General features: G+C 71.9%; 11 protein-coding genes. All 11 read left to right on the plus strand.

Annotated features, from left to right (window positions below; all coding sequences use genetic code 11):
* Nucleotides 1-234: 234 nt before the first annotated feature.
* Nucleotides 235-1,005, plus strand: a complete 771-nt coding sequence (locus ABZ260_RS32385; RefSeq protein WP_355625394.1) for an enoyl-CoA hydratase-related protein — start codon at nt 235-237, stop codon at nt 1,003-1,005.
* A gap of 77 nt (nt 1,006-1,082) precedes the next feature.
* Nucleotides 1,083-1,475, plus strand: coding sequence for a hypothetical protein (locus ABZ260_RS32390; protein WP_355625396.1), 393 nt, complete (start codon nt 1,083-1,085; stop codon nt 1,473-1,475).
* A complete protein-coding gene (locus ABZ260_RS32395; protein ID WP_355625398.1) occupies nt 1,472-2,695 on the plus strand; it encodes a DUF6395 domain-containing protein in 1,224 nt (407 codons plus the stop codon). Before ABZ260_RS32390 ends, ABZ260_RS32395 begins: the two co-directional genes overlap by 4 nt.
* Nucleotides 2,680-3,534: a M55 family metallopeptidase gene (locus ABZ260_RS32400; RefSeq protein ID WP_355625400.1), complete on the plus strand. Its 855-nt coding sequence runs from the start codon at nt 2,680-2,682 to the stop codon at nt 3,532-3,534. Before ABZ260_RS32395 ends, ABZ260_RS32400 begins: the two co-directional genes overlap by 16 nt.
* 77 nt (nt 3,535-3,611) lie before the next feature.
* Complete coding sequence (locus ABZ260_RS32405; RefSeq protein WP_355625402.1) at nt 3,612-5,210, plus strand: flavin monoamine oxidase family protein; 1,599 nt, start codon at nt 3,612-3,614, stop codon at nt 5,208-5,210.
* A 60-nt stretch (nt 5,211-5,270) separates the two neighbouring features.
* Nucleotides 5,271-5,804, plus strand: a complete 534-nt coding sequence (locus ABZ260_RS32410; protein ID WP_355625404.1) for a YbaK/EbsC family protein — start codon at nt 5,271-5,273, stop codon at nt 5,802-5,804.
* Between the two features lie 131 nt (nt 5,805-5,935).
* Nucleotides 5,936-8,146, plus strand: a complete 2,211-nt coding sequence (locus ABZ260_RS32415) for a protein kinase (RefSeq protein ID WP_355625406.1) — start codon at nt 5,936-5,938, stop codon at nt 8,144-8,146.
* The gene (locus ABZ260_RS32420; protein WP_355625408.1) at nt 8,146-10,095 is read left to right on the plus strand and encodes a serine/threonine-protein kinase; all 1,950 of its coding nucleotides are present in this window, start codon (nt 8,146-8,148) and stop codon (nt 10,093-10,095) included. The genes ABZ260_RS32415 and ABZ260_RS32420 overlap by 1 nt, the downstream gene beginning before the upstream one ends.
* Before the next feature lie 286 nt (nt 10,096-10,381).
* Nucleotides 10,382-11,620, plus strand: a complete 1,239-nt coding sequence (locus ABZ260_RS32425) for a serine/threonine-protein kinase (RefSeq protein WP_355625410.1) — start codon at nt 10,382-10,384, stop codon at nt 11,618-11,620.
* Between the two features lie 347 nt (nt 11,621-11,967).
* Nucleotides 11,968-12,747, plus strand: a complete 780-nt coding sequence (locus ABZ260_RS32430) for an electron transfer flavoprotein subunit beta/FixA family protein (protein ID WP_350956621.1) — start codon at nt 11,968-11,970, stop codon at nt 12,745-12,747.
* Between the two features lie 18 nt (nt 12,748-12,765).
* A complete protein-coding gene (locus ABZ260_RS32435) occupies nt 12,766-13,719 on the plus strand; it encodes an electron transfer flavoprotein subunit alpha/FixB family protein (protein WP_355565314.1) in 954 nt (317 codons plus the stop codon).
* Nucleotides 13,720-13,836: the final 117 nt, after the last annotated feature.

The raw sequence follows: 13,836 nt of genomic DNA on the forward strand, positions 1-13,836 counted from the left end.
TTCGGGGTGGAGACGATGGCCCGCGCGTACGAGGCGATCTATCGCAGGGTGGTCGCCGGGCCGTCGAGGCGGACCGGAGAGCGCGTCGCGGCGAGCACGGCGGAGAATGCGACGGAGAGTGCGGCGGGGAGCAGGGACCTGGCCATGCCCGTCAACTGAGCGGCGCTCTATGTTGGATCACGGCGCGGCCGGCACCGGACCGGTCGCGTTGTGAATCTTGATGGAGGGACGTCCATGGGTGAGTTCGTGCGGGTGGAGAAGGCTGACGGGGTCGCGACGATCAGGCTCGACCGGCCGAAGATGAACGCGCTCAACCGGCAGGTCCAGTTGGAGATCGCCGAGTGCGCCCGGCAGGTGGACGCCGACGGGGACGTGAGCGCCGTGGTCGTCTACGGGGGACGGGTCTTCGCGGCCGGTGCCGACATCAAGGAGATGGCCGACATGTCGTACGCGGACATGGCGGTCCACTCGCGGACCCTGCAGGACTGCTTCACCGCCGTCGCGAGGATCGGCAAGCCCGTCGTCGCGGCCGTGACCGGCTACGCGCTCGGTGGCGGCTGCGAGCTGGCCCTGTGCGCCGACATCAGGATCGCGGGGGAGTCGGCCAAGCTTGGCCAGCCCGAGGTTCTGCTCGGCCTCATCCCCGGCGCGGGAGGCACCCAGCGGCTGCCCAGGCTCATCGGCCCGGCCAAGGCCAAGGACCTCATCTTCACCGGACGCCACGTGGCCGCCGACGAGGCGCTGGCCATCGGCCTGGTGGACCGGGTGGTCCCCGAGGACGACGTGTACACCGAGGCCCTCGCGTACGCGGCCCAGTTCGCCGGGGGACCGTCCCTGGCGCTGCGCGCCGCCAAGCAGGCGGTCGACCACGGCCTGGAGACCGATCTGGACACCGGTCTGGAGATCGAGCGCCTGCAGTTCTCCGGCATGTTCGCCACCGCCGACGCAGGGATCGGCATGCGCGCCTTCTCCGAGAGGTCGAAGGCCGAGTTCACCGGCCGTTGAGGCATTCAGCCGGCTTGCTGGGATCGGTCATGGATGATTAAAAATTGCCGGTATCGTGCCGGATTATGGTGCGGTTGGTGAAGCGTGCGCTGGTGCCCGCTCCGCTGCGGCGGGCGGTCCTCGGCTGGTTCGATTCCCGGTACATCTCCAGGGCGGATCACCGGCAGGACGTCAAGGACGCGCTCTGGGAGGTCCAGACGCTGGCCAGGGAGGTCACCTCGCTGCGCGCGGAGGTCGTCGAGCTCCGCGCGCGGGTGGCCGGGGTCGCTCTCGACCCCGCGCGGGCCGGGCGCTGGGACGACGCCCACCGGCTGGCCCAGGAGACCGCGGTCGCGCTGGACGGGGTCCTCCAGAACGAGGTGCTGCTCTGGCAGGCCGTGGACCGCGCCGCGGGAGAGGGCACGGGCCGGGCGGCACTCCCCGGGGCGCGCGGGAGCGTTCCAGACCGGACCGCCGGGGGCACCGCGTGAGAGTGACCTGGAGTGCGGACGGCGGCACCTGGCACCTGGTGTTCCGGCTGGATCCCGAGGACGACGTCACCGGCCTCTGCGCCGACGGCCAGCCGCTGAAGCTGGCCACGAACTCGTTCCGGGTCGAACTGCCGCAGGCCCCGCGTGACATCCATCCCGACCTGCTCGCCCTCGCCGCGTGGACCGTGGTCGCGCCGTGGACCCGGCGCCGCGTCGTCTTCGACCGGCCGATCTCACCGGAGCTCGCGGGGGCGATCGGCGACGGCTGGGGGATCGAGGCCGGTCCCGAAGGCGGACGGGCGCGGTCGGGTGACAGGCTGGCGATCTCCTACAGCGGCGGGGCGGACTCGGTCGCGGTGGCCGCGATGCTGCCCGACGCGCCCTTCGTGCACTTCCAGAGGGTCTCCCACCCGCGGGTGCCCAACCGGTGGACCCACTACCGCTCCGACGTGCTGGCCTCGCTGGCCGCCAGGACCGGGCGCGAGCTGACCGTCGTCCGCTCCGACCTGGAGTTCACGCTCGCCGAGCCGCGCCCGGGCTACCCCGAGCACCACGCGGTCGCCGCCGGCGCGCTGCTGCTGGCGGACGAGCTCGACCTGGGGGGCCTGGCCTTCGGCTACGAGCTGGGCTCGCGCTGGCTGGGAGGCGACCGCTACCTGCTCCGCTACACACCCGACAACCCGATGTGGGCGCCGCACGGTGCCTGGGGGCGGGCGTTCGCCGCGGCCGGTCTGCACATCGTGCTCCCGGTGGGCGGGGTCAGCGAGGCCGTCACGATGCGGCTCGCCCTCGGCTCCGAGCTGCGCGGGCAGGTCCGCTGGTGCCTGCGCGGGGTGAGCGGCCCCTGCGGGACCTGCGGCAAGTGCCTGTACAAGGAGCTCATCCAGGCCGCCGTCGAGCGCCGCCCGCTCCGCACCACGATCACCGCGGGCCGCCCGGTCGCCCGCAGGTGGCAGCAGCCGCCGCCGTACGGCGGCCAGGAGATGATCGAGTACGGCTGCGCCAGGGTGCCCGGCATCGAGGACACCGTCTTCGGCGCGGCGGCCGGGTACCTGCGCGCGAGCGAGTCCTCCACCGCCTGGCTGGACCGCTGCTACCGGCCCGCGATCGCGGAGATCCCCGAACCGTGGCGCAAGCAGGTTCACGACTTCGTGGATGGGGAGATCGGTTTCATGAACGAGGACGAGGTGCGGCGCGTCGAGACGTGGGGGACGGCGTGAAGGTGTACGTCTCGGTCGACATGGAGGGTGTCACCGGTCTGACCGACCCCGAGGAGATGCAGGCCGGAGGGCGGGGCTACGAGCGTGGCTGCGAGCTGATGACCGGCGACGCCAACGCGGTCATCGAGGGGGCGTTCGACGCGGGCGCCACCGCGGTACGCGTCAACGACGCGCACGGCTCGACCAAGAATCTCAGGATCGACCTGCTCGACGAGCGGGCGACCCTGCTCCGTGGTCCCGGCAAGCCGATGCGGATGGGGCAGGGACTCGACGCGAGCCACCGGGCGGCCTGCTTCGTCGGCTACCACGCGCGGGCCGGTGTCCAGCACGGCGTCCTCAACCACACCTGGATGGGCAGGGAGATCCAGAACGTCTACCTCAACGACGAGGTCTGCGGCGAGACCCGTCTCGTCGCCTCCTTCGCCGGGGCGCTCGGCGTGCCGGTGGCCCTGGTGACCGGGGACGAGGCGGTCTGCGAGGAGGCCAGGGAACTGCTCGGCGACGTGGAGACCGTCGCGGTCAAGAAGGGGATCGACAGGTTCGCCGCCGAGCTCCTGCCGCCCGCCGTCGCCCAGGCCCGCATCCGCGAGGCCGCCGCCCGCGCGCTCGACCGGGTGGCCGACTTCCGCCTCTGCGCCCCCGAGCCGCCGTTCACCCTCGGCGTCGAGTGGAACTCCACGGCCATCGCGGCCGGATGCGCGATCATTCCCGGCGTGCGGGCGGTGGGCCCCCGGCACACCGAGTTCACCACGGACGACTTCTCGCAGATCATGGCCCTGCTGGGAATCTTCGCCATGATCGGCGGTCAGGTCGCCTGCGGCAGCGGCATTTATGGCTGATCTTCCTCTACGTCCCCTTTGAAATATCCCCGTTGAAATAGCCCCCGGACGGTTCCCGATGCCCTTGACGATTTTCGATGAGTGACGAGACGGGGCCTGTCGCCCAGGCCGCCCCGGCCGGAGGCGGAGGACTGACGCGCAGGGCGCTGCTGGTCGGGGTGGGCGCGGCGGGGGGTGCCGGGGCCATGTTCGCGGCCATGGGCGCGCTCGGCCTCGCCCCGGAGTCCCAGGAGAGAGAGTTCACCCCTCCGCAGCCCTCCGACTTCTCCCTCAGCGGCAGAGCGGCGGCCAAGGTGGTCGTCCTCGGCGCCGGTATCACCGGGCTGACCTGCGCCTACGAGCTGGGCAAGGCCGGATACGACTGCACGCTCCTGGAGGCGTCCGACCGGGTGGGCGGCAGGAACCTCACGCTGCGCGCGGGCGACCGGCTGGACGAGCTGGACGGCGAGACGCAGACGGCCGCGTTCGAGGAGGGCACCTACTTCAACGCGGGGGCCGGGCGGATCGCGCCGTGGATGGTCACCATGGACTACTGCCGCGAGCTGGGCGTCCCCATCGAGACGTTCGTCAACAACAACGCCTCGGCGTACGTCTACAACGAGAACATGAGTGCCCCGGTCCGGGCGCGTACGGCCCGCGCGGACCTGTACGGCTACGTCGCGGAACTGCTGGCCAAGGCGAGCAGCGCCGGCGCGCTGAACCGCAGGCTCACCGCCGACGACCGCGAGCGGCTGGCGGAGTTCCTGCGGCGCTTCGGCGACCTCGGACCCGATCTCAGCTACCGAGGGTCGGAACGGCGGGGCTTCGAGACCTATCCGGGAGTGGACCAGGGCGTTCCCCTGGGCGCGGCGCCCTCGCTGCGGGACGTGCTCGCCGCGGGCACCGGCAGGGCCGTCACCATGGACTTCGGCTACGACCAGGCGATGCCCATGTTCCAGCCGGTGGGCGGCATGGACGCGATCGCCGTCGCGCTCGCCGACGCGGTCGGCCGCGACCGGATCAGGACCGGCACCCGGGTCACCGGGATAAGGAACCTGCCCGACGGGGTGGAGGTGACCCACCAGGGCGGCACGGTCCGCGCCGACTACTGCATCGCCTCCCTGCCACCCCACCTGCTCGCGCGCCTGCCGCACAACCTCGGCACCCCGGTCACCGCCGCGCTCCGCACGCCCGTACCGGTCTCCGCCGGAAAGATCGGGCTGGAGTACGGCAGGCGCTGGTGGGAGATCGACGACCGCATCTACGGCGGTGTCACCGAGACCGACCTGGACATCACCCACATCTGGTACCCCTCCCACGGCTACCACTCCCGCAGTGGCCTGGTGGTCGGCTACTACAACGTCGGGCAGAACGCCGATCTCTACGGCGCGCTCTCCCACCGCGATCGTCGAAACCGGGCGCTCACCCAGGGCAAGAAGATCCACGGTGAGAAGTACCGCGCCGAGTTGCGCTCCAGCATCTCGATCGCCTGGCGGCGCAGGCCGCACATCGAGGGCGGCTGGGTGGGCTGGCCCTCCCACGAGGGTGCTTTCACCCTCCTCCAGCGCCCGGCGGGGCGGGTCTACTTCGCCGGGGACTGGCTCACCCAGCTGATCGCCTGGCAGGCCGGCGCGATGGAGTCGGCGAGGAGGACGGTCACCGAGCTGCACCGCCGGGTGTTGAGCGCGACCTCCTGAGTTCTTCGGCGCGGCCGTAAGGTTTCGGTGCGAAGGAAATCTGAGGGAGATGAGACGGCGATGGCGATCGGAACACTGGACTGGACGAGTGCCACCGAGCGGCTGGACCTGCTGGCCGAGCCGGTGGCGCGGGCGGCCGACGGGCTCGACGGGGTCCTCGGCGAGATCAAGGTCGCCGAGATCGACCCGGCACTGGCCGACACGGCGGCCTTCTGCGAGCGCTACGGCGTGGACCTGGGCGAGTCGGCCAACTGCGTGATCGTGGCGGCCAGGCGCGCGGGGGAGGTCCGCTACGCGGCGTGCATGGTGCTCGCCACCATGCGGGCCGACGTCAACGGAGTGGTCCGGCGTCACCTGGACGCGCGGAAGATCTCGTTCGCGTCGATGGACGACGCGGTCACGTTGACCGGCATGGAGTACGGCGGGATCACCCCGCTCGGGCTGCCCGAGGAGTGGCCGGTGCTCGTCGACGAGGCGGTGGCGGCCCATCCCGAGGTGGTGATCGGCAGCGGGGTCCGCCGCTCCAAACTGGCGGTGTCGGGCTCCCTGCTGGCCGGGTTGAAAACGGCGCAGGTTCTCCGCCTGGCGAACTGAAGCGAAAATGAGATTAAGTGAGAACGGGAATCGGGAAACCGTCGAGGTTCTGTGAACGTTATTCAGTCGGAGAATGTGGCCCGATGGTTCATCTCATGGGCGGGGTCTAAGCCGATATGGTGCTTCATGCCATGAATCAGGACGACCGATTGGGCCCTTACCGGCTGCTGCGGCGGCTCGGCGAGGGCGGTATGGGTGTGGTTCACCTCGCGGTCGACCCACAGGGCCGACAGGTCGCGGTGAAGGTGCTCCGCGCCGAGGTGGCGGGCGACGACGTCGCCCGTCGCCGTCTTTCGCGCGAGGTCGAGACGATGCGGCGGGTGCGCAGCGAGCACATCGCCGAGGTCATCGACGCCGATGTGACCGGCCACCGCCCCTATATCGTGACGCGATATGTCGCCGGCCGGCCGCTGGACGAGGTGATCAAGCAGGACGGCCCCATGGAGCTGCCCGCGCTGCTGCGGGTCGCGCACGGTGTGGCGTCGGCGCTGGCCGCCGTGCACTCGGTCGGCGTGATCCACCGCGACCTCAAGCCCGGCAACGTCCTCATCCTGGACGGCCAGCCGGTCCTCATCGACTTCGGCATCGCCCAGGCCGTCGACGCGACCAGGCTCACCCAGACCGGCATGTTCATCGGCACGCCCGGTTACCTCGCCCCCGAGATCATCGAGGGACACGAGGCCGGCCCCGAGGTCGACGTGCACGCCTGGGCGGGCACCCTGGTCTTCGCCGCCACCGGCCAGCCGCCCTTCGGCAAGGGCACGCTGGAGATGATCTTCTACAACATCACCGCGGGCAAGGCGAACGTCGAGGCCGTCCCGCGTGAGCTCCAGCCGGTGCTGCGGGCCGCGCTCCAGCGCGACCCGGCCAGGCGGCCTTCGGCCGCCGACCTGGCGGCGCAGGTGGGGCGCCTGCTGCCGGACACCGGCCGGTCCCGGGTGCCGGACGAGATCACCACGGTCGCGGAGTTCGACGACCCCGCTCCCGGCTTCCGCGGTGATCCCGGTTTCCGCGGCGACCCGGGTTTCCGCGGCGACCCCGGCGACGTGCCGACCCCGGTGGCGTCCCGCCCGGCGGTCCCACCCACCCCCTGGCCTCCCGCCCCCGTGGCCCAGCCCCACGAGTACGTCTCGCTGCTCGGCGAGGAGCAGCCCGACCCGTGGCCGACCCGCCGGGTGACCCCCGAGGAACTGCGCCAGGCGGCGGCCCAGCAGTCCGCGCACGACCTGCCCACCGGCATGCTCGCCCCGGAGGACGTGCCCACCCGCACCCCCGGCGCGGTCCAGGGCTCCCCGCCCGTCGCGGGTTCCGCACCCGGCCCCGTCGTCCGTGACCAGCCGGGGGCGAGGGGCGACGACCAGGGCTTCACCGCGCCGGTCCCCGACGGGGACATCCCCACCCAGCGGGTCCGCCCTCAGGACCTGCAGGAATACATCCGTCAGTACACCAACCAGCCGGGCCAGCCGGGCCAGCCGGGCCGGCATGGTGGCTACCAGGGGCAGCCGGGTCAGCAGGGCCGGTCGCCGCAGGTGGGCACTCCGCAGCCGTACCCGCAGCGGCAGGCCCCGTTCGACCAGCAGCAGACCCCGCACGTCCGCACCCCCGCACCCCCGCCCTACCCCTACTCGCACTCGCAGCCCCCCACGCAGGCCCAGCAGCCCCCTCAGCAGTACCCCCAGCAGGCCCAGCAGCACCCCGCGCCGTTGCCGCTCCACCCCGGGCAGCGGCCGGGTCACGCATTGCAGCGTTCCAAGGCGTACGGGGTGGTGAGCGTGCTGATGCTGGTCATCATGACGGTCGCGGCGGTCATCGCCCCGCTGATCGTCGCCGCGGTGGCCATCCCGGTGGCGATCCTGCTTCGCGCCGCCGACATCGCCCAACCGGCCCTGAACGCCCGCAGGACCGCCGGTGAGGCGGCTACCGACGTCTTCCGGGTGCTCGGCCAGCCGGCCGCGCTCCTGAAGTCGATCGGCATCACCGTCGCCCTGGTGCCGTACGCGCTGATCCTCGGCCTGCCGGTGACGCTCCTGCTCGCCGTGCTGGTCGGGAGCATGCCCATCACCAACACGCTGAGCTGGGGCGCGGCCGTCGCGCTCTGGACCGTCTGCGCCGGACCGGGTGTGGAGGGCCCCAGCCGCCAGATGCGACGTACGCTGGCATCACTGCTGCCGTCACGCGGCGCGGCCATGATCGCCGCCGCGCTGCTGGGCGCGGTGGCGGCGCTGATGGTCTTCCTGGCGATCGGCACCGTGGGAGACAGGGCACGGCCGGCGGTGTGGACGCCGGTCGACGTCGGGACGGTGGTGGACGAACTGAGCGACCTACGAAAGAAGGCGGCGTGATGACGGGGGACACGCGGGCGCCCGAGAGGCTGGGCCCGTACCGGCTGCTCAGAAAGATCGGCGAGGGCGGCATGGGCGTCGTCCACCTCGGGGTCGACGAGGACGGGCGCGAGGTGGCCGTCAAGGTCCTGCACCCGCACGTGGCGGCCGACCTCAAGGCCCGCGACCGGCTCACCCGCGAGGTGGAGACCATGCGGCGGGTGCGCAGCCCGCACGTCGCCGAGGTGCTCGACGCCGAACTGACGGCCAGGCAGCCCTACATCGTGACCCGGTTCGCCCCCGGGCGCACGCTGGAGGAGACCGTCCTGCAGGACGGCCCGCTCCCCGCGGACCAGGTCATCCGGCTGGCGCAGGGCATGTGCGCGGCACTGGTGGCCATTCACGCCGCCGACGTCATCCACCGCGACTTCAAGCCGTCCAACGTGATGATCGTCAACGGTGATCCGCTGGTCATCGACTTCGGTATCGCGCACCTGGTCAACGCGACCAGGCTGACCCAGACCGGCATGTTCGTCGGCACCCCCGGCTACCTCGCCCCGGAGATCATCCGCGACTCCGAGATCACCCAGGCGGCCGACGTGCACGCGCTGGCCTCGACGGTCTTCTTCGGCGCGACCGGCCAGCCGCCGTTCGGCACGGGTAGCTTCGAGGTCGTCTGCTTCAACATCATGGAGGGCCGGGCAAACGTCGACAGGGCCCCCGGGTGGCTGCGCGGCTGGCTCAAGCGGGCACTGGCCGTCGACCCCGCCGCCCGGCCGTCCGCGACGGAGCTGCACCGGATGGCCCGCGCCCTCGACCCGACGGTGACGACCTTCCACGAGACGCCGCCCACCGCCGTCCTCGACGGCGGGACGAAGGTCCTCAACACCGACGGCACCAGGATCCTGGACGGCCAGAGCCCGCCGCCCCCGCCGAACGGTACCCGTGTCCTGCCGCAGGACGACGGCTACGCCGACCTGCTCCCGCCGGTCGAGTACGCCAAGCCGGAGCGGCGTGAGCGCAGGCCGAGGCAGGAGTCCGGCCAGGCGTCCGGCACGGGGACCGCCCCGCCGCCGTACGTCCCGGCCCCCCAGCCGCCGCCCTACGTCCCCGCGCCGCCCGCGGCGCAGGCCAGGGGCGCGGCACCGCCGCCCTACCCCGACCAGCGGGTGGCCGGATACCCGGCGCCGCCGCCGACCGGCCCGTCGAGGCACTACCCGCCGCCGGTCCAGGCACGGCCGCACACCCCGCCGCAGGAGCGGCCCGCGCCCAGAACCCCGCCGCAGGAGCGCTACCGCGCCAGCCATCCGCTGGCCGCGTTCCTGCTGCTGACGATCCTGGTGGCGGTGGCCTGCGTGCTGCCGGTGGTGGTGAGCGTGTTCGCGCTGGCCGCCGCGCTCTGCCTGCGGGTGGGGGAGTACCTGTTCGGGGACCTGGTCCAGCGCCGCTCCATCAGGGGCAGCAGCGCCACCGACCCGCTGCTCGCGGTGCTCGGCACCCCGTGGGCGCTGATCAAGGCCGCGTTCGCGACACTGGTCACCGCGATGCTCTCCGCCATGTTCGGCATGTGCGTGTGGGGGTTCCTGGTCTACGCGGGGGACATGAACAAGAACCACGCGGCCGCCTACGCGGCCGGCGCCTTCGCGGCCGGGCTGTTCGTCCTCCCCGGCGGCGGCAAGCCGCGCAAGGCCGTCGCCCGCGCGCTGAGCGGGATCATCCGGAGCCCCGGCGCGGGCATGGTGACCACGATCATCCTGGGCACGCTGGCGTTCTTCGCGGTGATGGCCGCGGTGAGCGTGGTGCCCTCCTTCCTCCCGTGGCAGCAGCCGACCGATGTCGTCGACAATCTCACGACGCAGTGGCGGCAGTCGGCGAACGAGGGCGCGATGGGCGTGCTCGATCTCATCGGCGGCCTCCTCGACGACCTGATGACAAGCCTCGGCCTCGGGTTCCTGACGTTCTGGAAGTGACGACCCCGCCGGCGGAGACGGGCCGGTCGAGGTCGTACGCGACGGCCGGCCCCACGTGGCGAGGCCACCCGGACGCCGGTGTTCTCCGGGGCGAGGTCGGCCCCGGCTTCTTGGGCGATTCCTGAAGATCGATACCAAGCCGGTCCCAAGCCCGGTTACCGGATGTGGTCGATGGGAAACCTCTAGCTTGCATCCCATGTCCGTTGATGGGTGTTTCCTGACATCCAGCCGATGCGGGATCGCCCTCTCTGCGGCACGATGGAGGAGATCCACCGGAAGGAGTCGCATGGTCGCACCGGACGGTGAACGTCTTGGCCCCTACCGCCTGCTGTCGAGACTGGGGGCCGGAGGTTTCGGCGAGGTCCACCTGGCGCTGGACCCCGAGGGGCGTACGGTGGCGGTCAAGATCCTGCATCCCCACGTCGCGGCCGACGCGACGGCGCTGACCAGGCTGGCCCGCGAGGTGGAGACCATGCGGCTGGTCCGGGGCCCGCACGTCGCCGAGGTCCTGGACGCCTCCCTTGACGGGGCACGCCCCTACCTGGTCACCCGCTACGTGCAGGGTCGCCCGCTCAGCGAGGTGGTCGGCGCGGACGGGCCGGTCGCGGGCGACGATCTCGTACGGCTGGCGCGCGGTCTGGCCGAGGCCGTGGCGGCCGTGCACGCCGCGGGGGTGGTGCACCGCGACCTCAAACCCGCGAACGTGATCCTGACCGACGGCGAGCCGGTCGTCATCGACTTCGGCATCGCCTGCGCGCTCGACTCGCCCTCGGTCACCGCCTCGGGGGCGGTGCTCGGCACGCCCGGCTACCTGGCGCCCGAGGTGCTGGAGGGCACCGGGTCGGGTGCCGAGGCCGACGTCTTCGCCTTCGGGGCGACGCTGGCGTACGCGTCCACGGCGCGGCACCCCTACGGCACGGGCCCGGCGTCGGCGATCGGCTACCGCGTCGTCCACCACCCTCCCGACCTCGAAGGCGTTCCCGGCTGGCTGGAGCCGCTGCTGCGGGAGTGCCTGCTGCGCGACCCCGCCGCCCGGCCTGACGCGGGCGCGCTGCTGGCCCGGCTGGGTGCGGCCCCCGTGGTGGGCCCGCCGCGGCCCCGTGCCGTGGTGGAGAGCGGGATGCACGGCCTCACCACCCGGGAGTGGCGGCCGGGCGATCGCCCCCGCCCGCAGAAGGGCAGGCCCACGCTGGAGGAGGCCCGCGAGCGTCGCAGAGTCGTGCTGCACCGCCGCTGGGTCGTCGGCACCGGCCTGCTCGTCTCGCTGATGGCCGCGACCGCCAGGGAACCGCTGCCCGAGGTGGCCCTGCTGCTGCTGACCGGGTACGGCTCGGCGATGCTCGTCGACGCGGGCATCGCCCTGTTCGCCCGCAGGGATCGCGGGCGCACGATCCTCGCCCTGTCCGCGGGAGCCGGGGCCGTCGCGCTGTGGGCGGCCCTCAGCGCGTTCTTCAGCACGATCACCCTGGCACTCGCGCTGGGCACCGTCGTCTTCGTCCTGGTCGGGATCCTGGTGGCCAGCTGAACGGGCAGGGCTCCCCAGGCCGGTTCCCGGGTACGTTTCCGTAGTGAGGGGCCCGCGCGCAGATACCGGAATATAGTTCGGTATGGTGGTCGAGGGTCCCCTGGGGACCCTGGGGTCCCGGTCGCGAGCCGTCCGGCCTGGCGGTTTGCGGCCAAGCTACTGGGCAGTAACATAGGCTCGGGGTAGGGACGGGCGTGTCCCAACCGGGCCACCCGCTGCCACACCGCTCTCGGGCACCTGGCAGTCTTGGCACAGTGTGCACGTGCCCCGCGTGTACGCACCGAGTATCCGGCGCCAACCGCAGTGACGCGGTGGCGTAAGCGACCACGGGAGGTCGGCCACCAGCCATGAACATCGTCGTCTGCGTGAAGCAGGTCCCCGACACGGCGACCGAGCGCAAGCTGAGGTCCGATGACAAGACGCTCGATCGCGACGCCGCCGACGGCGTCATCAACGAGTTGTGCGAATACGCGGTCGAGGAGGCGCTGCGCCTGAAGGAGGCTCATGGCGGTGAGGTGACCGTTCTCACCATGGGTCCCGACAAGGCGAGCGACACCATCCGCAAGGCCCTGGCCATGGGCGCGGACAAGGCTGTCCACCTGGTGGACGATGCGCTGCACGGCTCGGACGCGCTGGGCACCTCGCACGCCCTGGCGCAGGCTCTCAAGAAGATCAGTTTCGACCTGGTCGTACTTGGCTCGGAGTCGACGGACGCCCGCACCGGGGTCCTCGCCGCCATGCTGGCCGAGCGCCTCGGCGTGCCGCAGCTCACCTTCGCCAATCAGGTCCAGATCGACAAGGGCGCCATCTCCATCCAGCGCGTCACCGACTACGGCTACGACAGGGTCGAGGCCTCGCTGCCCGCCGTCGTCTCCGTGGTGGAGAAGATCAACGAGCCGCGCTACCCGTCTTTCAAGGGCATCATGGCCGCCAAGAAGAAGCCGGTCGAGAAGCTCGGCGTCGCCGAGGCCGAGATCGACGCCTCCCGGGTGGGTCTGGCCGGCTCCTGGAGCGAGGTCGTCGACTTCGCGGCCGCTCCGCCGCGCGCGGCGGGCACGGTGGTCAGGGACGAGGGCGACGGTGGCGTGAAGGCCGCCGACTTCCTCGCGTCGAAGAAGTTCGTCTGAGAGCGGGGGTAGCTGGAAATGTCTGAGATTCTCGTTCTGGTCGAGCACGTCGAGGGCCAGGTCAAGAAGGTCACCCTTGAGCTGCTGACGCTCGCCAGGAAGCTGGGCGCTCCGTCGGCGGTCTGGACCGGCGCGGGCTACGCGCCCGAGGCCGCGGCCAAGCTGGCCGAGTACGGCGCGGAGAAGATCTATGTGGCCGACTCCGCCGAGGTCAGCGACTACGTCGTCGCGCCCAAGGCCGAGCTGCTCGCCCACCTCGTGGCCGAGAAGTCGCCGAGCGCGGTGCTCGTGGCCGCGACCGCCGAGGCCAAGGAGATCGCCGGCCGCCTCGCTATCAAGATCGACTCTGGTGTGCTGACCGACGTCGTGGGCATCGAGGACGGCCTGGTCGCCGACCAGTCCATCTTCGGCGGCGGCGTCAACGTCAGGTCGCGCGTGACCAAGGGCACCCCGATCATCGCGGTCCGCCCCAACTCGACGCCGGTCGAGGCCGCCGCGGGCGCGGGGACCGAGGAGCAGGTCTCCTTCACCGTGTCCGACGCCGCCAAGGGCGCCAGGATCGTGGAGCGGGTCAAGCAGGAGAAGGGTGCGCGCCCGGAGCTCACCGAGGCCGCGATCGTGGTCTCCGGGGGCCGGGGTGTCGGCTCGGCCGACAAGTTCTCGATCATCGAGGAGCTGGCCGACTCGCTCGGCGCGGCCGTCGGCGCGTCCCGCGCCGCCACCGACGCCGGCTGGTACCCGCACCAGTTCCAGGTCGGCCAGACCGGCAAGACCGTCTCGCCGCAGCTCTACATCGCGGCGGGCATCTCCGGTGCCATCCAGCACCGGGCCGGCATGCAGACCGCCAAGACGATCGTCGCGATCAACAAGGACCCCGAGGCGCCGATCTTCGAGCTCGCCGACTTCGGCGTCGTGGGCGACCTGCACGAGGTGGTCCCGCAGCTGACCCAGGAGGTCATCAAGCGTAAGTGACCCGGCAGGGGTACGGGGTACGCGCGGGGATGTCGGCGCTCTTGGCCGCCTCGGCGTTGGAGACCACCCGTATGCCGTACTGCTTCGCGAGGGCCTCGCCCCGCTCGGCACGTCGTG

The sequence above is a fragment of the Streptosporangium sp. NPDC006013 genome (assembly GCF_040614275.1).
In the GTDB taxonomy this organism is placed as follows: Bacteria; Actinomycetota; Actinomycetes; order Streptosporangiales; family Streptosporangiaceae; genus Streptosporangium.